Raw genomic sequence first — 18,905 nt, forward strand, 5'->3', positions numbered from 1 at the left:
CTGGCGAAGCATAGTGGTCGGCCTCCCCGCTCGAGGAGGCCGACCACGGTGTCAGACCGGCAGATAGGGGCTGGGCTTGCCGTGCCAGCTGATGTTCAGTGCATCGCGGGCCCGGGTGGTGGCCACGAATAGCAGGGACCGGGCCTTTCGCTGCTCGCGCTCATAGCGCGGCGGGTCTTCGGTGCGGTACCGGTCGATGACGTGGGTGCGGGGAATGATGCCATCGCTGGCGGCCACGATAGCGAGACGCTGGTACTCAAGGCCCTTGAAGCGGTGCATAGTGCCGACGTGGACCTCGCCATCGCCCTTGGGGCCTTCCTTCGTGAGCTCAGCGCACGTGATGCCGGCCTTGGTCTCCAGGTAGTACATGGCCTGGTTGACCAGGTCACGGTCGGCGACGCAGACGGCGATGTGACCGCTCGGATCCCTAGGCGATCCGTTCTCGTCCGTGGAGAGCTCCGCACGCCATGCAGTCAGGGTGGCAGCGAGGCCGGCGAGTTCGTCGTCCCAGCTGATATAGGGCGTGAAGGTGGGAGCAGGACCATGGAGGACGGAGCGGTAGCCGGCGAGGTTGTCGGCGCCGTCGTCCAGGTCGTCGTAGCTGACCTTCTGACCGGGCGCGCTGGGGTCGACCACACGGAGGGCCTCGGTGAGGATCTCCTTAGTGGTGCGGTAGCTGAGGGTCAAGCGGGAAGACCGGCCCCGGATGTGGATGCCGAGGGCGCTGAGGGCGACCTGGTGATCGTAGATGCGCTGGTGGGTGTCCCCCGCGATGAACATGTCGTTGGGAAGCTTCGGGTCGACCATGGCCCGGAGCATCTTCCAATGCGCAGGGCTGAGGTCCTGGGCCTCGTCGACGATGATGTGCCGGTAGCGGTAGTTGATGTAGCGCATGCCGGAGCTGTTGTCGCGGTGGATGAGGTCCTTGCCGCCGACTTCCTCCTTGTACTCGCTCCGGGCCTTGATCTTCGCTGCGCGTTCCATCTCGAACCGGGCTGCACGCTCGGAGACCTGTCCCCAGGTTTCCACACCGAGCTTGTCGAGTCGGGCGGTGAACTGCTCGAGGAGCTTCCAGATGTGGTTGCGCTCCGGCCGGGTGAGCGAGCGACCCCGGCCCGCCCTGCGAGCCTGGAAGTAGGCGGAGCGGGTGGGAACGGACTGCCCGAGGATGACCTGCTCCCACTCCTCGATGAGGAACTCGGGCTCCCAGCGGTGGTCGCCGAGTTCGGCGAGGAGCTGCCGCATCTCGTTCAGTGCCACGTGGTCGTAGACACGCTGGCGGCCACGACCGGGGGCGGTGTTCTCGCCCATCACCCTGGCGGCGAGCTGGTCGATGTGAGCGATTTCGACGCGAGCGAGAAGCTCGGGTTCGACCAGGGAGGCCAAGCGCAGACGCAGGTCAGTGGTGAGGTTCTTGGTGAACGTGGTCAGCAGGATCGCCTTGTTGTTGCCGGGCGGCAGCTGCTCGGCGAGGTACTTGACCCGGTGCAGGGCGACGATGGTCTTGCCGGTGCCGGGACCGCCTGAGACCCGGGCAGGACCGTTGTTGTGGCGGCGGACGATCCGTTCCTGGGTGGGGTGGAGGAACACCTTCCAGGCGCGGAAGTCGCCTTGGTCGATGGCAGCCTGAACGTCGTCATCGACGGCAGTGACCTTAGTACGGATCAAGGCCGCGGCGAAGTCGCCGAGATCGGGTTCTTGGCCGAGCTCGACGGGCTGGGTGATCTCCTGGCGGACCTCATCGATGGACATGCCGGCGGCGAGACCGTAGAGGACGTCCTTGGACAGCAGAGGGGCACCCTCAAGGAGCTGGTCCAGCTCTGCACTGTCGGTGACGGCGAGGGCCAGTTCGACCAGCTGGTCGGCAACGCCCAACTCGCGCAGCTGATCAGCGCTGTACGCGGCCAAGAGCGCTGCCTGGACCGGGAGAGGTCCCTGCGGCTCCGGCTCGGCTTCGGTGCGGGTTACGGCCTGGTCCGGCTCGGCCGGCGTGAGGGTGATGCCGGCGCGGCGGAGAGCACTGTCACCAACGACAGCGAGGTCGACGAACTCGATCTCGCCGGTGACGCGGTTGACGGCGACCTGGAGTTCTTCGTAGACGTCCTTGCGATGCCGGACGGCGATGACCAGCCAGCTCTCGGTACCGTCGGCGTCGACCCCGGTCGGTGTCAGCAGGGCGCGGTAGGAGTCGTTGACCCGTGCGGACCAGATACGGGAATCGCCCTTGAGCTTCTTCTTCTTGAGGCCGGGCTGGTCCGGCTTGTTCCGGAAGACGTGGCAGAAGTCGTAGAACTGGGCCTTGACCGAGCGGTCGAGCTTGTACAGCTCCTGTTCGGCCTTGCGGTACAGGCTGAGCCGGGCGGTCATCGGGTGGTGCCTTCCGTGTCGGGGAGCTGGTCGAGCAGGTCGTCGAGGTGGTCGAGCCACGCGGCGGCGGTCCGGACCGTCCAGCCATCCTGGGCGTAGGCCGCGTCGCGTCGCTGGGCCTCGATGTCGTTGTCGCCGTGGTGGGCGGCAACGACGACGATCTTGACGTCCGGAGTCTGCCAGGCGAAGTCGGCAGGCCAGAGACTCAGCCCGAGTTCGTATCCGAAGACCGGAGCCCGCTTGCCGCGTTCGGCGAGCGTCTCGGCGAGGCGGAGCAGATCTGGTGCTTCCTCAGCGTCCTCGCGGAGGATCTCCAAGATGTCCTCGTCCCAGGCAGCGTCTCGGATGATCTTCCTGAGGCTGGCCTCCAGCGGCGAGTCCGTACTCGGGGTCGAGGCGGCACTCGGTCGGGCGGACTCGGGCACGGGAGCCGATGCGGGGGCGAGTGCCGCAGTGAGCGAGTCGAGTTCGCCCAGACCGCCGCACACGGCGAGGACCTCGACCTCGAAGTCTTCGGCGCTGCTGGCCGCGAGCTGGACGCCGTCACCGCCGGCGAGGGACAGGAACTGGGTGATGTTGGTCCAGTACAGCCAGGACCGCCACCGCAGCTTGTGCTCGTCGGTGTCCAGGACGGCGTCGCTGTCGTCAAGGACTGCCAGGGCGGTCCACCGCAGTTCGTCGGGGTTGGCGGCGTCCAGGGCAAACACGATCGGCAGACCGTGCTCGTCCTGGGTGCTGAAGACGTGGACGGGGCCGATGCCACCGGCATCGGCTGTGATCGGCTTGTCCTGCCCCCGGCCGGCTCCGAGGGAAGCGAGCTGCTCACGGAGCGCGGCTACGAGCTCGCTCCGTCTTCCAGTCGCGACCACGGCGGTCGTGGCAGGGACAGCGGTGAGACCAGTGACCAGGGCACGGGCTCTGCGCGCCCACCGGGTGGCATCTGGATCCCGGAGGTACGCGATGAGGGTGTCGATCGGGTTCACGAAGACGGCTTCGCCAAAGTGCGCCCGGTGGCCCCCATACTGCTCGTAGGCAGCCCTGGCCTGCTCCTGGGCAGTGCCGCGGTAAGGCGGCCAGACAGGCCGGGCGCGCCCCTGACGCTGCTCGAACAACTCGACGTCGGCCCAGGTGACCTGGAAGACGATCTTGCCGTCGGCGCGGAGCCGAGTGCGCTGGGCCGCGTTCTTGGCGATGAGGTTGTGCTCGCCGCTGGCGTGGAAGCGGAAGCCCTCCGTGTAGACGTGCACGTTCTGCGCCGGACCACCGACGCGACTGAAGGTGAAGTCCGTGCGGGTGCCCCCCAGTCGGCGCTGAGCGGTGAGCCGCCAGTGCATCACGTCCGAGCCGTCGGTGAACCGCAGGTGCCCGCTGGCATGGCCGTCCTCGTCCAGCGACGCGTCGCCAGTGTCCTTCACCCAGCCCCGAAGGGCAGTCAGGAAGCGGGCCTCAAGGTCGGATTCGACCTGGGCGTCCAGCCCGACCAGGCCAGTGTGCTCCACGTCGCTGATGTCCCAGCCGTCCTCACCGTCCTCCTTGAAGAGCAGCGACTTCAGCATGCTGAGCGCGGCCTGCCGGGAGACGACGTCCTGGAACTGCTCGGGGGTGTAGCGGTGCAGGCAACGGTGGCAGGCTCGCCGCTGCTCCTCAGCGCAGGGACACGCCTCCAGCTGTTCGTACGCCCGAAGGAGGGTGTCCCGGAACGCTTGGCGGTCGGTGAGCCGGTCCAGGTAGCCGGTACCTCCGGGGAGCGAATCGAACAGCACCAGGAACCAACGGCGCTCGCCGCTGCCGTTGTCCGGCATGGAGGCCACCGTGGTGTCCAGGTGCTGCGGGTCGCCGCCGAAGTGCAGGTCCACACCCAGCCGCAGAGCGGCCCGGAAAGAGTGCACCCGTGCGTCCACATCCGCCGTCGCGGCCGGGATGAGGATCCGGAGCGCCTCGGTCTGCAACTGGTGGGCGAGCAGCACCCGCTCCTGCGTGACGCCCTCCTTCTTGCCGCGGCGCAGCGGGCACCACGGGCGGTGGTGCTTGAGCTCCGGGGAGCGGGCCGCAGCCGATTCCAGGGCATCGGTGTCGTGGTCGAAAACGGGTCGCCCGTCTGCGGTCGCGGCTCCGCAGGCCGTGCACACATGGAACGGGTTCAACCGGACCAGATGGCCGGCGAAGTCGTCACGGGCGGGAGCGTCGTAGCGGACCGGCCCGACGTTGATCCGGCGGATCACGGCCGTGCGGCAAAAGTCCACGCCGAAGGTCTCGCGGTCGTGCCGCCAGGATCCCGGTGCGATGCTCTCGACAGGGATGTCCACCGCGTCAACGACGGTGTACGAGCGGCGCTCGCGGTCGTCCTTGTCGTCGCGGATCCGGGCGTCCTCGCGCTTGTCCCGCGACGTCACGGTGGCCGGTTCGACCACCTGGAACAGGCAGGAGCCGTCGTCGGCAATCTGGCTCGTCTTGCACCGGGGGCACGACGAACGGTCGTTGGTAGCGTCCTCGGTGCGCACGTACCCGCAGCCCGGGCACACCCGCCAGGTGTGCCACTCCTGGCGTCCACCCGTGGACAGTTCCAGCCCCGTGACCTCATGGCGGTAGCCGTTGACGTAGAAGGTGTTGCCCGGCGCCAGTTCCTGGATCGCGTAGCGGCGTGGCCGCTCGTAGGAGAGGGTCTCGGACGTGAAGACGGTCTTGCCCGTCTTCGGGTCGATACCGTCCTCTCCGTACAGGGTCGCCGACAGCGTGGTCGAGGAGTCGATCAGGGCGTAGTTGGGTAGTAGTCCCAGGTCGCACAGGGCGCTCTGTGCCGAGGTGTCGCCCAGGTGGAGCAGCTGCCGGCCCACTCCGCGGCGCTCGGCGTCCAACTCGGCCTTCTGGCGAGCCTGGTCGGGATCGCTGTCGTGCAGCTCGCCGTGGGCTTCGTCGATCTCGCGCAGGCGCCCCCGCAGGGCTTCCTCGGCGCGGCGCCACTCGTGCTCCGCCTTCTCCACGGCGCTGCGCAGGCCGTGGCTCGCGTATGCCTTCAGGTCCTCCTGGGTCTGCTCGCTGACACCGGTCGGGAAGAGCCGCAGGAACCCCTTGGCCAGTTCCTCGCCCTGGTCGAGGGCCAGCTCTACGAGGTCGGCCAGATAGCCGGACGGGCCGAACAGGCGTGGCGCCTTGTGCGGCAGCGCGCGCAGCACGATGCCATCCGCCCGGACGAGACGGCCTGCTGCGGCAAGGTCCAGCAGGTGCGCCAAGTACTGGCGCCGCAGGATCTCGACGGCCGACAGGTAGCACCCGGGCGGCACGATCGTGCCGGCGATCAGGTCCTTCGGCCGCTCAAGGAAGTACAGGTCGCGGCGCCGCCGGTCCGGGATAGTCAGCAGGAACGCGTTGCCGGTGCGGCGGCCGGCGCGGCCGACCTGCTGCGCATACGAGGCAGGACGGCGCGGCAGTGCGGCAAGCACGACGGCGGACAGGTCGCCGATGTCGATACCCATCTCGAGCGTCGGCGTGCAGGACAGCACGTTGGGGTCCTTGAACCCGCCACCGCGCTTGAAAGCTTCCTCCACCCGCTCCCGCTGATGGCGCGTCAGCATGCCGGTGTGCTCGGCAGTGACCACCTGGTAGGTGCCCGCGCCGAGGTACAGCCGCCGGTAGTAGTCCTGCCGGTAGTCGCGGTCACGGTGGTGTATCCCCAGGCCCTCGGGCCGGTCGCCGGCCACCAGGTGGCCCTTTCGGCAGCGGTAGGAGGGACACGGCTGATCGTGCCACTGGTCAAGCAGCGACGGGTGGACCGTCTGCTCCCAGAAACACACCGGACACCGCACGTACGAGACCCGCACCTGGTCGTCGTCCAGCAGCCTGGCCTCGATGTTGCCGGGCTTGAGTCCGTACACCCGCACCGAGGTGTCGTTCGGGGTGCGCACCGATAGCAGCCCCATCGAGGCTAGTTCGGGCAGTAGCCGGCTCCACAGCTCGGGCGCCAGCTCGCGTGGCAGTCCGAGGCACCGGCGCACCCACCGCTCGTACCAGGACAGTCGGCCGGTAGCGAAGTCGAACTCGCTGCCGTTCTTGGCCTGTCCGAGCAGGAAGACGGGGGCGGCGATCCCCCTCGGGAACGCCCGCATGCCCGGAGCCCGCTTGCCCCAGACGAAGTACCGGCTGGTGCCTGCCTCGTCGATGTACTTGTCCAGCCACTGGTGCGCGACCGCACCGCGCGTGCGCAGCCGCTCCAGGAAGATCCGCACGAACGCCAGGTACCGGACATCGTCCTGCACCACCAGCGGCAGCCCGTCCCGCACGCACTCCTCGTGCAGTCGCTTGACCAGCGCGATCACGGCCGCCGGGTCGTCGATGCGCACCTGAGCGGCAGCCGTGCGGGTCAGCTCCAACGTACGGCCGTTGCGGGACCTGAAGCCGAACTCCATCAGCGCCTCGAACGCCAGTCGCTGCCCGATCAGCCGCCACGTCTTCAGGTCTCCACCGCGGCCCTGGCCGGACAGGAGCCGGTCCACGCCTTTGAAGCCGTGCAGGTCCGGCGGCACCACCGCTGAGAGGGTGTCCTTGTCCGTCGTGGCGGTGACGACGTTGGCGATCAGATCGTTCAGTGCGGTCGGCTCGTCGTGCCGCAAGTGGTCGGCGAGGAGCGCACGGAGCGAGAAGGTGTACGAGCGGTTGGCGACGAACCCGGCCCGGTGCGCGGCATCCTGCACCGAGTCGTTGAACATCAGCGTCTTGTCCTCGTGCAGCTCCTCGTCGAGCTCTCCGCCCGTGAACAGCTGCGTGATCGACGCCGCGGCCATCGCGGCAGCACCCGTACCGAGGTAGCGGATCGCGTTGCGCTCACCGCACGCCGGGCACCAGTCCTCCTTGGCTGCGGTGTTCGCCGTCTCCCCGAAGTTCACGAGGACGAACGCCGAGTCACGGGCCGTCAGCCGGGGCTCCTTGGTCTCCCGGTCGTAGTCGTTCAGCGGATCGGGCAGTCGCAGCCGCTTGCGGGTGCCGTCCAGCACCATCAGCACGCCGCCGGCGCCTTGGGACGCGGCCGAGCCCGCCTTGCCGCTGGCCGCCGTGAGCGGCGCGGCACCCGAACCCTCCCGGGCTTGCTGCTCCGTCGCGGTGATCAGGTTCCGCACCCGCGCCTTGTCCTGGCCAAGTGACGCCCGCCTGATCTTGTACGTGTCGAACTGAACGTCGTGGTCGTCGCTCTCAGGAGAGAACACCGCCCAGCCCGACCGCCCGCAGTCACGGCAGTAGATCGCCGGCAGGAACAGGTTCGCGCTCTGCCCCGAGGTCGCGGTCGTCACCGGCGCTGTACGCCCACCGTCGGCCGCGCTCGCGTCGGCCATGCCGGCCGCGTCCCAGCGGAACTCCGCCTTCGGCCACGGCAGCACCCCACGCAGCAGCCGCGACACCGAACGCGCCCACTGATGAACCTCAACATGGACGAAGGGCCGGGGCTCCGCCGGGGAGGATTCCGGATCCCGAGCGTACGAGAGCAGCGCGACGAACCGCGCGAGCGCCTCGGCCGCCTTCTCGGGCTGCCGCGCCACGGCCTCGGACCAACCGGCTGCGCCGGCCCGCCACATCACGTCCAGCACCTCGGCGCTGGTCTTCACCCCGCCGCCGAGGGCCTGCATCACCGCACGGGTGAACAGATGCCGCCTGAGGTTCCCGCCGAGCGCGAACGGGTCGAGATCCCGGACGTCCGTCACCTTCTCGATCAGATCCAGCAGCGCCTCGTCGCCGGTGGCCGGATCAGGCAGTGCCAGCAGCTCGTCGGGGGTCGGCATCGGCTGCATGGTCACTTTGCCGAGGGGGATGAACTCCTCGACCGTGAGCCGGTTCTCCCCCACGATGGAGTCCTTCGTGAACTCCGTGCCGAAGACGTGGGAGGCCACCTCCAACAGCTGTGCCGTGCCGTCCTCGCCCGTGCCTGAAGCGAGTGTCGCCGACGTCGCCACCGGACAGATCTTTCCGAGCGGACGGCCGTCCTCGGTCGCGCCCACGGCGGCGGCGAGCCGACGCAGCAGAATCCCGACGTCCGTGCCTTGGGCGCCGTCGTACGTGTGGAACTCGTCGACGACGACGTAGCGGATGTCCGACTCCCGCCACAGGGCGGCATCGTCCGCGCGCTGGAGGAGGAGGTCCAGCATCTTGTAGTTGGTGATCAGAATGTCCGGCGGGGACAGCTGCATGTCCGACCGCCGGGTCCGCACCTTCTCGTACTGCGTCGCCGCGCGCTCACCGATGTACAGGCCCGCCGACAGCCTCTCCAACTCGGCGTTCTGCGTGAGCAACTCGTTGATGCGCTGCGCCTGATCGGTCGCCAGGGCATTCATCGGGTACAGGAAAACCGCCTTCACCCCGGTCTTGCCTGCTGCCCGCTCGCGCCGGCAGTGGTCCAGCACGGGGTACAGGAATGACTCCGTCTTACCGGACCCAGTACCCGTGGTGACCAACGTCGGCTGTGGAGTGTGGCCGTGCGCCGAGCTCAACCGCGCGAACGCGACCGCCTGGTGTGCATACGGCCTGAAGCCCTCGCGCTGCCACCCCAGGTGCTTGCGCCACTCCTCGCCGGCCACGGTGAACGGCGTCCGGATCCGCAGGTACGGACCACGGAACATCCCCGACGTCTCGTCCCCGAGGAACCGGTGCAACGCCTCGCGTGCGCCCTCGTCGGTGAGTGCGTACGTCGTCGACAGATACTGCAGCAGGCTCTCCTTGAGCCCGCGCGCTTGAAGCGTCGGCCTCACGGCTTCGGCACCTCCTGCTTCACTGGGTCCCACTCGCCACGGGCGACAGCCTCATCGAGCCGCTTCTGGAAGTAAGCGTGAGCTTCGCGCATCTCCGCCTCGCGGTCGACCTTGTGGAACGGTGGCACATAGCCCGCGGGTGGAGGCACTACGGAGGGAGTGGCTAGGTGAGCTTGGAGCTGCTCGTAATGCTCCTTACTTTGACCATGGCCAAACGTGTAACGGTTTCCGGCGATCTTCCGTTCGTTACCATCGAACCACATGACTGATTCGAAATCTTGCAGCACAGGGAAGCGCGCCTTATACATTGCAATTAGCGCATCTGCAGAAACTCCGAGCCATACAGCAACCAAAGCGTCCAGCTCAACAAGGGCAGCTCGTCGTGAGCGTTCACTTCGCAACGGAGTAGCACTCGTCCAGATAGGAGCCACCGCATGGAGCGGCTGCAGTTCCGGCCAGCCGCACGCCCACGTTTCGTGTGTCAACCAAGCGGGATCAAAGAGTTCCATCCAGAGATCAGCGTACGCCTGCGTCAAGCAGTTAAGACGGAGCGCCCGGAGTAGCAACGCCGAGGCAAGCGGATGTTCGGGAACAGGTACCGGGATGCGCTTTACTGCACCCGGCTGCAAATGCCTGGTTCCCGTGATACGCAACAAGTAGTCCGTAGGCAGTGCACTCCAGAAACCGACCGTCAGCGCCACATCGAGGGCGCCCCGCATGGGAGAGCTGAAGATGGAATTGACATGCGCGGGTCCAGGGGGAAGCAGGGCGGAATACAGTGCACGCTCAGTATCAAGCGCAATGAATTCACGCCAGGCAATCCTATAGAATTCAGTGAATGGCTTCCCTCGGGAATCATCGAAGCCGGGGGCGACCCAGCGGTCGATAACATCCGCGACCCTATCGCTGTCAGCTGAATACAGAAACGAGGTTTCAGGGATGGCATCCACTGCAAGGGTTGCAAGATTCAATCCAAGCACCTCGCCAGCCCCCTGACTGGGCTGCTTAAACATCGGATTCGAAACACCAATCTGGGGACCCGAAAGAATCACATCACCCCACCTCCGGGGCTTGCAATCCTCACCCTTGGGGTTATGGCCGATAATCCCGGCCAATTTTGCCTCGGTCTCACGGAATCCGCGAGAAAATTGATCAGTGCGCTGCCCGAGGCGAATTGGATATTCGGCGAGCGCCTCCATGGCGTCAGCTTCCGCCGTACTGACAGGTGAGAGCAGACGCGCCTGCTCGACAGGCATTTCAAAGTCACCGGTCAACTTCTGCCATCGAGCGAGAATTTCTTCGGTGACACGAATGACTCGCTTCCTGTGCGGCCTCTCATCCCAGGAGTCGCCATACTTCACTCCTGGGTCCGACTGGCTCCCGTCATCACTCGGGGAACGACGCAGGACTTCGACGGAGAAAAGCCAAGAAAGGTGATCGAAAGAGATTTCGCCGCATTTCCCATAGATATGGACACCGAAATGCTTTGCTCGACTAACGGGGGGAGGGAAGAAGCGATTAGCAACATTCGCAAAGTCGCCATGGACCTTTAGGCGCGAATAGGCTTCCGCGCGAAGTCGACCTTCCGTGTCACCTGTGAAATGGGTGTCAGGGTGAATCATCCCCGCCGTACCGGCGGCCGATGTATGCTCCCAAACCTGCGACATGAATGCGCGGTACAGGTCAGGCTGAGTACCTGTCAACAGTGGGTACATCTGCGCTGATCCGAACACGGCGACTTGGGCGGTAGTGCTCGTCAGCTCGCCGCGTACATATCGATTTGCGACCTCGGATGCCAGCAGCTTTCGACGCCGACGGTCCTTCTCAATCGCTGGCGCCTTGTCCTCCAGCTCGAACCATGGCTCATGCTCCGCGAGCACAGCCGAATCATTCCAGCGGGGTCGCACCCACGGCGGATTCCCCACTTGGAGGTCGAACCCGCCGCCGCCAGCGAATACGAGAGCGAACTCCAACTCCCAGTGAAGAAATCCCTGATCCTCCGCGATATCATGCACTTCCCGCAGCCATGGAAAGCGGTCCTCCGGGTTGCCAGCGTCCATGCCCATAAAGCCGGGCAGTGTCTCCTCGAAGGTCTTAAGTGCGTCGAGGTCCTTGAAGCTGTCGATGAGGGTGCCTTCGGGCACGTCGGCCGTGCCGAGCATGGCCTCCAGGAACTCCAGCCAATCGTCGAGGTCGTTGAGCGGGACGGTCGGTCGGCGTTCCGGGGTCTTCGGCTTCGGCGCTGTCACCTGCGCCCTGCCTCGCGACGTAATCTGCTTGATCTCCACATTGGCGTCGTCCGCGCTCAGTTCAAGGTCCCCGAAGCTGGTCTGCTCCGGGCCGAGTGCAAACAGGGCTGGCGCTTCGACGAATCGCGGCATGGGCCGGAGCATGGGGGCAGCCAACGGTTCCGGTTCGGCGAGGGAGGCGGGTGGCTCCGTCGCCAGCGGCACGCCGTCGAGCAAGCGGCTAAGGCTGTCCACTCCCGTCACCTGATGGCACGTCACGTAATCACTGGCCGTGCCGTCGAGCAGCCCGGCCTTATCGACGGGCCAGAACCACAGCGCACACCAGGCGTCCATGATCTTCTTCAGGCGCCAGTACGGGGTGTCCGCAGCATTAAACAGGTCTTCGAGGACCTGCTCCTTGGTCACCGCCTGATCCGGGTGGCGCAGGAAGGCGTACTCGGGATCGGCCGGATCGGCGCCCCAGACGTCTATCCGCCGAGCGATCGCCCGCTCGGAGAGCTCCATGCGCTTGACGACGAGGGACCAGAGGAACTCAGTCCGCCGGGCGGCGTCCCGGAGGCGGGTGAACTGGGAGACCGGCTCCTTCTTCGCCTTGCCGACCTTACTGCGCTTGGGGCGTTGGAGGATGCCCTTCTTCCAGGCAGCGAGCTGTTCGACACCTTCCTTCGCGAGTTCCTTTGCCTCCTTCGAGCCCGCAACGGCAGCCCAACCGGGGCTCGGCAGCAGGAACTGGTGCACCGAGTCCTGGGGCAGCAGCTGGGACTCGCTTTCCTTGAGGAAGGGCAGCGGAGTGGGAGCCAGCGCGCCCTTGGCCTTGAGCCATTCCCTGCCGGTAACGTCGTCGGCCGCGTAGACGGCGCGGCGGGCGCCGATGAGGCTGTTGCCCCGGCGCAAGTGGAGTCCGAACCAGGGGGCTCGCATACCGGGGTGCATGGTGTTCAGCCACAGTGACACCTCGGCAAGTTCGACGCCGGTGGCGTTGAGGTCGACGCCATACGCGTTGTGGAGGGCGATGTACGCCTTGGCCTTCTGCTTCTCAGTAAGGGTGTCGGCGGTCGGGATCGTGACGCCCAGTTCGTCCTGCCTGCGGCGCAGGTACTCCTCAGCGACTTGGTTGATCGCCTCGTTGAGGAAGGCTCCCGAGCCGAGGGCGGGCTCGCAGATCTTGTACTTGAGCAGGTCGGCCGCACGGGTCTTGATGACGTTGCCGTCGGCGTCGCGTTCCTGGTCGAGGCGGTGCTTGAGGGTGAGCTCGACCGTGACCTGGGTGAGCGACTCGGGGGTGTAGTAGGAGGCGCTGGTCTCGCGGTCGCGGCCGGCGAGGCGGTAGACGAAGGAGCCCTTCTCGTACTTCTTGACGCCGCGCAGGCCCTTGCGGGCGTCATCCTCGTCGTACTGGACGAGCGTGTTGTCAGGGTACTGATCCTGCTTGTGGGAGGGGATGAGCCACGAGCCCTTCTCTGGGTCGCCACCCTTGGCGACCTCGCAGAGCTCCTCCTCGGCGATGATGCCGGTGTACGACATCAGGCCCTCGTACACGGCGCCGAGTTGGTTGATGCCGAGGTTACGGTACGAGATGAAGCCACCTCGCTCGCCGCGCTTGCCTTTCTTCATCGTGAGCAGGCGCAGCACTTCATGCAGAGCGACGTTGCGCAGGCGCAGGTCGAGCCAGCTCGGGGCATCGTCCTCATCGCTGCGGGGGTCGACGACGTTCCGGCCGATCAGGCGCACCGCGCCGGGTTCGAAGAGTTCGCTGCGCAGGGGTTCGAAGCGCAGGCCGCGGTCCTCGCTGCGGCGCTCGGCCTTGGCCTTGCGGGTGTTCTCGTCATCGCCGGGCTGGTCGTCGTCGGTCTCGGTTCCGTACGGACGGTGGCCGAAGTTGACCTTGTTGAAGAGGACGTCCAGGGATTCGTGGAGGTGGAAGCCGTTCCGGGCCTCTTCCTCGACGAGTTCTTCGTCGCGTTCGACGAGCTCGCGCAGGCGGGCCACGGAGTAGCCAGCCTCGTAGCTGCCGTCGTCGGCGGGAAGGATACCGAGTTCGGGGCGGGCCTCGGCGTAGAGGAGGAACAGAATGCGGTAGAGGTAGCGCAGGGACTCGCGGGTGAGTTCCCGAGCGAAGGGGATCTTGGGGCTTTCGATGTCGGCCGGGGTGACGTCGTTCTTCGGTTCGGCCATCCGTGCCAGGACTTCGTTGGCGATGATCTCCACCGAGCGCTGGAGGCCATGGCGCAGTTCACCGGAGACGCCGGCGGCGTTGGCACTGGAGGACTTCAGCAGGGCATCGATGGCCCGGCTCTGGTCGTTCTCACCCGGGCGGAGCATGTCCAGACTGAACAGAGCGGCGATGGTGGCGAGTTCGCCCTGCTGGGTGCGGTCGTTTCGTTCCAGCGCCGCGTCGAGGTTGACGGCGAGGTAGCGGCCCTCGCTCCAGGACTGGCGGTCAGCAAGAACGAGTACCCCACCGCACAACAGCAGGACGAAGCGGGGATGGGGTCCGCCAGCCTCGCCGAGCTCGCTCTGGAACAACCACGAAGCGAGGGCGGCGCCGGTCTCGTAGGTCTCGCTCGCGCTCACTCGCAGCGTGTGCAGCAGTCGGCCGGGGCCGGTGCCGTCGAGGGCGGCGTCGTTGTCGGCGGCCCAGCCGCAGTCGAGGGCGATGATCCCGTGGCCGTGGTACGCAACGGGCAGAGCGTGTTCGCGTCCGGCGCGGTGGACGGTGACCTCGGTCGGGGTGTCCTCGTAGCCGAGGGCACTCAGAACCGTTCGATGCCACTCAGATACGCGCTTGCGCCACTCGGTGTTGTTGTGGGTGTTCGGGCGGAACTCGTCTCCGGTATCGCGCTCGGCTGCATCGGCGAAGTACCCGCGTACGTCCTCGGAGAGATAGGCGCCGCGCAGGGAGCGGAGCTGCTCGCGCGGGGTCTTGCGCGGGTCGTTTTCGTCGCCTTCGCGCATGGCCCAGGTGGCGAACAGTCCCTTCTTCAGGTCCGTGCCGAGCTGCTCGGCGAAGTAGTGCGCGGCGAGGTATTCGCCGCGGTTACTGAAGGAGTCGAAGTCGGTGCTCATCGGTTGTTGCCTCCCTCAGCGGCGGTGAGCGGTTCCAGGACAGCGAGCAGGCGCAGCATCGGCTTGCCCGTCGTCTGCAGGGACTTGAGCAGTGTCAGCCGCGTGCTGGCGCTGCGGTCCACTCCGCGCTTGCCCGTTCCGTCAGATGAGAACAGGGCTTCCTGTTGCCAGTGCACGACGCGCTTGCGGTACGGGGTCAAGATTGCCTCGATCTCCTCCTCGTGCCGCTTCCTCAAGCCTTGCAGGTGCTGTTCTGCTCGGTCGATTGCAGCGGGCACGAGCTCTGTCAGGCCGTCGAGATCGCGCGGTGCGGCACGGCCGGGCATCGTCGGACCCACGCCGTAGTCGTCGAGGGCCTCCGGGGTCAGCGAGGTCACCTGAAGGGCGTCCGGTTCGCCGTGGACGGCCATCCACTCGACGATGGTGGGCCGCCCCAGGGCATTAGAGCAGATGCCCTGGACCAGGAAGGTCGGCGAGCTGACGGAGGCAGCGAGCACGGGCGCCTGATGGCGGCCGACCTCGACAAGCACCTTGTCGGTCAGCCAGTCCAGGACCGGGTGGACGTCGGTGACGTAGGAGACGTTCGGCCACTGCGACTTGGACGACTCCCGAGCCGCCTTGAGCCGCCGGTCCGCGAGGTCCTTGGAGAAGGTGATCCGAATCCGGCCCGGTTCACCCTTCCTGGGCATGATCCGCTGCTCGTCGAGATACGACTTAGGCAGTGCCTTCAGCCGGTACAGGAGGTCACGCGGGGGTTCGAAGGCGATCGTGCCGTCGTCGTCGCGGCGCAGCGAGAGCTGGTCCTCGGGATTGGGCCGGCAGACCTGGCGCAACGCCTCGTCGAAGTAGTCGGCGGTGGAGGCGAAGAGCTGCGGCACGTTAGCCCGTCGTACCTCGGGGTGCTCGGGGACGGCGCCCACCTGGCCGAGCAATCCGGATAGGAATGCGGCTCCGCCCTGTTGAGACTGCTTGATGGACTCCTCGACAGTCCGGCCGGCGATGAGATCCTGGGTGAGGCGACTCTCCTCTTCCTTCGCCCGGTACAGACCAGTGACAGCCTCCGCCGAGCCCTCGATCTTGTGCGCTTCCTCCTCACGCTTCAGCAGCTTCTCACCCACGAGACGGTCGTCGAGCGTGCGGGGCTCCCCCGTGGTCTCGTCCGTCCGCCAAGGGACGTCGCTGGTAAGGATCAGCGCGCGGAACTCGGGCTGGTGCTTCTGGCCGTAGCGGTCGATACGGCCGTTGCGCTGCTCGATGCGGATCAGGGACCAGGGCAGGTCGAAGTGGATCAGCCGGTGACACTGCTGGTGGAGGTTGACGCCCTCGGAGGCGACATCGCCCGTGAACAGGATGCGGATCGGGTCGTCGCGCAGCCCGAACTTCTCGACGAGCGCCTGCTGTTCCTCGTCGCTGGTGGCCTCCCCGTGCATGACCTGCACCACGCCGCCGAAGTCCAGCCAGGGCTTGTTGTCGTCGGGGCTGGCACCGCGTGGAAAGCCGAGCGCGGCCGGGACGGCCTGCGCGAGCCACTTCAGCGTGGGGATGCGCTCGGAGAACACGACCACGCGGGTCTCCGAGCCTGGGCCGACGCCCATCGCACGCAGCTCCTCCAGGAGGGCCGTCAGCTTCGCCGAATCCTCGTCCTGGATCTGTTCGGCCAGGGCCCGGAGATCCAGGAGGGCCGCTCGCTCGATCTTCCTTGCTTCCTCTCGGACCGCCGGGTCGAGCGGGCGTGCCTTTCGCTGTCCGGGCCGTGCGGGCTCTGTAGCCGGCTGCTTGTCCAACGTCGTCAGCCGCGTTTTGACGGTTTCCAGGAGCGCCTTGTGCGAGGACAGAAAGGACTTCAGCAGTTGGTAGGGCACCAGCTGGTGCCGGCTGACCGACGGCTGGTCCGGATCGGCCGGGATCCAACGCGTAGCGAGCTCCTGGAAGACGGCGAGCTCCTTCTCCCTCGCCGGAACGCGGATCGGCAGAGATGGTCCACGGTCCGCCCAGGCACCTTTCAAGGAGTCACGGACCTCCGGCGTGGTCTTCGTACGCCGGATGTAGAGGTGCTCCAGGTCCTTCACCTCGTACTGCGACGGGTTGGCGATGGCCGCCTCGTCCAGCATCTTGACCAGCTCAGCGAACGACTCCGTTCGACCGTTGTGGGGTGTGGCGGACGCCAGCACCAGCGCGTCGGTCTTCCTTGCCAGCAGTCGGGCGAGCTCGTTGTTCTTGGTGCCCCGGTTGACCAGGTTGTGGGACTCGTCGATGACGACGGCGTCCCAGTTGGTGTGCTCCAGGTGGTGTGCGTAGACGTCGCTCTTGAGGGTGTCCACGGAGATGATCGCCCGCTTGAAGTACGCGAACGGGTTCCGCCCGGCCGGAATGTCCTGTTGGATGCGCTGAATACCGGTGGAGTCCAGTCGGACCAGCGGGATCGCGAACCGGGTCCACAACTCCCGCTGGAACTGCTCCAGCACGTGCTGGGGGGTCACAACCAGGATCCGCTCGCCGCGCCCCCGCCGGATCAGCTCGGCCAGCAGCACCCCGATCTCCAGGGTCTTGCCCAGGCCCACCACGTCCGCAATCAGGATCCGCGGTTGGGGGTTCTTCTCCAACGACAGCGCCAACTCGGCTGGCCGCAGTTGGTGGACCTGATGGTCCATGAGGAACCGGTCAGCCAGCGCCAGCCCGTGCTCGCTCTGCGGCAGGAACGTCTTGCGCATCACCGCTTCAAGGAACAGGCGGCCCCGCCGGTGATTCGGTGAGTCGTCCGGGACAAGCCGGGTCTCCCGCGGGTCCAGCACCTGGATGGCGTCAAGCACACTGTAGAAGACCGCGTCTGTTCCCCGCACGAAGGACGAGATCCCGGTGACCTCCACCATCCAGCCGTCCTTGCCGACGTCCTCGGACTTCCGGACGAGCCATAGCTCGTCGCGGATCAGGACCTGGGACCCCGGAGCGTAGCCTGCGGAGCCGGTAGTCGGCCGCACAGCCGGAGCATCCTCCGGCTTCCAGGCCTCCCATACCGCATCGCCCTGGCCGCCAACGGCTTCCGCCTCGACGCTCAACGTCCGCTCCGATCCCTCACCAGTGGCCTTGGCGGCCACTCACATCCTGCGTGTCTTTTAACGACGGACTGCGTCGTCCTACGCACTACTCGAACAGAGCTCTCAGCCGGTGGTGTCGGCGGAGGAGTCACAGAACCGGATCGGCCGCATACAACACACGCAGCTCGTCCGCGATCCGCTTCGACGCCGGGGGCCGCCCCCTCGCCGGACCGGCCTTCGGCTGCTCGTTCCGCCGCCCGGTATCCGCAGACGGCCCGGGCAGGAGGACCTGCGGCTCTTCCGGTTCCGCCACCGGCTCCGCTTCGTCGATGCCGGACTGTGATGCACGTGCGGGGTCGTCGAGCGGGCTCGCCGGCCCGTTGTCCTCGACGAGGTCAGCCCGCTCCTGGAGGAGCTTCTCGAACGACACCGTCAGTGGCTCGCTGGGGGCTGCCGGGGCTTGGCCCACCCTGGTGTGGGCGATCAGCGCGAGCCGAGCCGCAGCAGGGGTCATCCTGCAGTCGGTAAGGACCTGCGCACACGCATCGGAGACCGCTTCCAGAGCCAGCCGCTCCTCCGGCGCGTGAGCGAGCATCGACTCCAACAGGGGAACCAGCGGCGAGGGCACACCAGAGAGATCGGGAGCGATCTCGGGGTTGGTGACCTGCGCCGCGATCGCCTCCCAACGTGATCCGTCATACGGATAGTGGCGAGCCGCCGCGTACAGCAGAACCGTCCCCAGCGCATACACATCCGCCGCGGGCGACACCTGCGGATGACCGCCGGCCTGCTCCGGCGGCATGCACCGCACAGTGCCGATGATCATCCCGCTGTGCGACAGCGTCTCCTGCGAGGCGTCCATGAACGCACCCAGTCCGAAGTCGATGATCATCGGACCGTCGTCGCCCATGACGACGTTCTGCGGCTTGAGATCCCGATGAAGCAGCCCCGCGGCGTGCACTGCCGACAAGCCCTCCGCGAGCAACGCCCCTAGGCTGGCCACCAGTGGCAGCGGCAGCACACCGTCGCTGTCCACACAGGCCAGCAGCGTGCGACCGGCCACGTACTCCATGGCCAACCACGGCCGGTCCGCGTAAGGGTCGGCGTCCAGGAAGCGGGCCACGCGGTTCGTGCCGATCACAGTGCGGGCGATCAGCGCTTCCTTCTCGAAGCGCGCACGCGTCAGTGGATCAAGCTTGTCGCTGCGGATGACCTTCACAGCGACCGGATCACCCGCCGGCGTGTAGGCGAGGTAGACCTCGCCCATCCCGCCCGAGCCGAGCTCCCGCGCCACCGTGTACCGGCCAATCCGCGTGGGCACCCCACTCATCCGTACCGACTCACCTTTCCAGCCGCGCCCATCCGATCGGCACTCTTGTCCCGGACCACTCTAGTCGGCTGAATGATCAGCCTGAGGGGCTTTCGTCCCGATCGGGACACTGAGCGACATGGTCGCC

The 18,905-nt window shown here is 66.8% G+C and carries 5 protein-coding genes; all 5 read right to left on the reverse strand.

Annotated elements, in window-relative coordinates:
- Positions 1-51 precede the first annotated feature (51 nt).
- The gene (locus E6W39_RS06155; protein ID WP_141632649.1) at positions 52-2,367 is read right to left on the reverse strand and encodes a UvrD-helicase domain-containing protein; all 2,316 of its coding nucleotides are present in this window, start codon (positions 2,365-2,367) and stop codon (positions 52-54) included.
- On the reverse strand, positions 2,364-9,098 hold the full coding sequence (locus E6W39_RS06160; protein WP_141632650.1) for a DEAD/DEAH box helicase: 6,735 nt from the start codon (positions 9,096-9,098) through the stop codon (positions 2,364-2,366). The genes E6W39_RS06155 and E6W39_RS06160 overlap by 4 nt, the downstream gene beginning before the upstream one ends.
- Positions 9,095-14,413 (reverse strand): hypothetical protein, encoded by a 5,319-nt coding sequence (locus tag E6W39_RS06165; protein WP_141632651.1) that lies wholly within the window; start codon positions 14,411-14,413, stop codon positions 9,095-9,097. The genes E6W39_RS06160 and E6W39_RS06165 overlap by 4 nt, the downstream gene beginning before the upstream one ends.
- The gene (locus E6W39_RS06170; RefSeq protein ID WP_228717994.1) at positions 14,410-17,508 is read right to left on the reverse strand and encodes an SNF2-related protein; all 3,099 of its coding nucleotides are present in this window, start codon (positions 17,506-17,508) and stop codon (positions 14,410-14,412) included. Before E6W39_RS06170 ends, E6W39_RS06165 begins: the two co-directional genes overlap by 4 nt.
- A gap of 88 nt (positions 17,509-17,596) precedes the next feature.
- The gene (locus tag E6W39_RS06175) at positions 17,597-18,778 is read right to left on the reverse strand and encodes a serine/threonine-protein kinase (RefSeq protein ID WP_141632652.1); all 1,182 of its coding nucleotides are present in this window, start codon (positions 18,776-18,778) and stop codon (positions 17,597-17,599) included.
- Positions 18,779-18,905: the final 127 nt, after the last annotated feature.

Origin of the sequence: Kitasatospora acidiphila (genome assembly GCF_006636205.1) — a bacterium.
GTDB classification, from domain to species: Bacteria; Actinomycetota; Actinomycetes; order Streptomycetales; family Streptomycetaceae; genus Kitasatospora; species Kitasatospora acidiphila.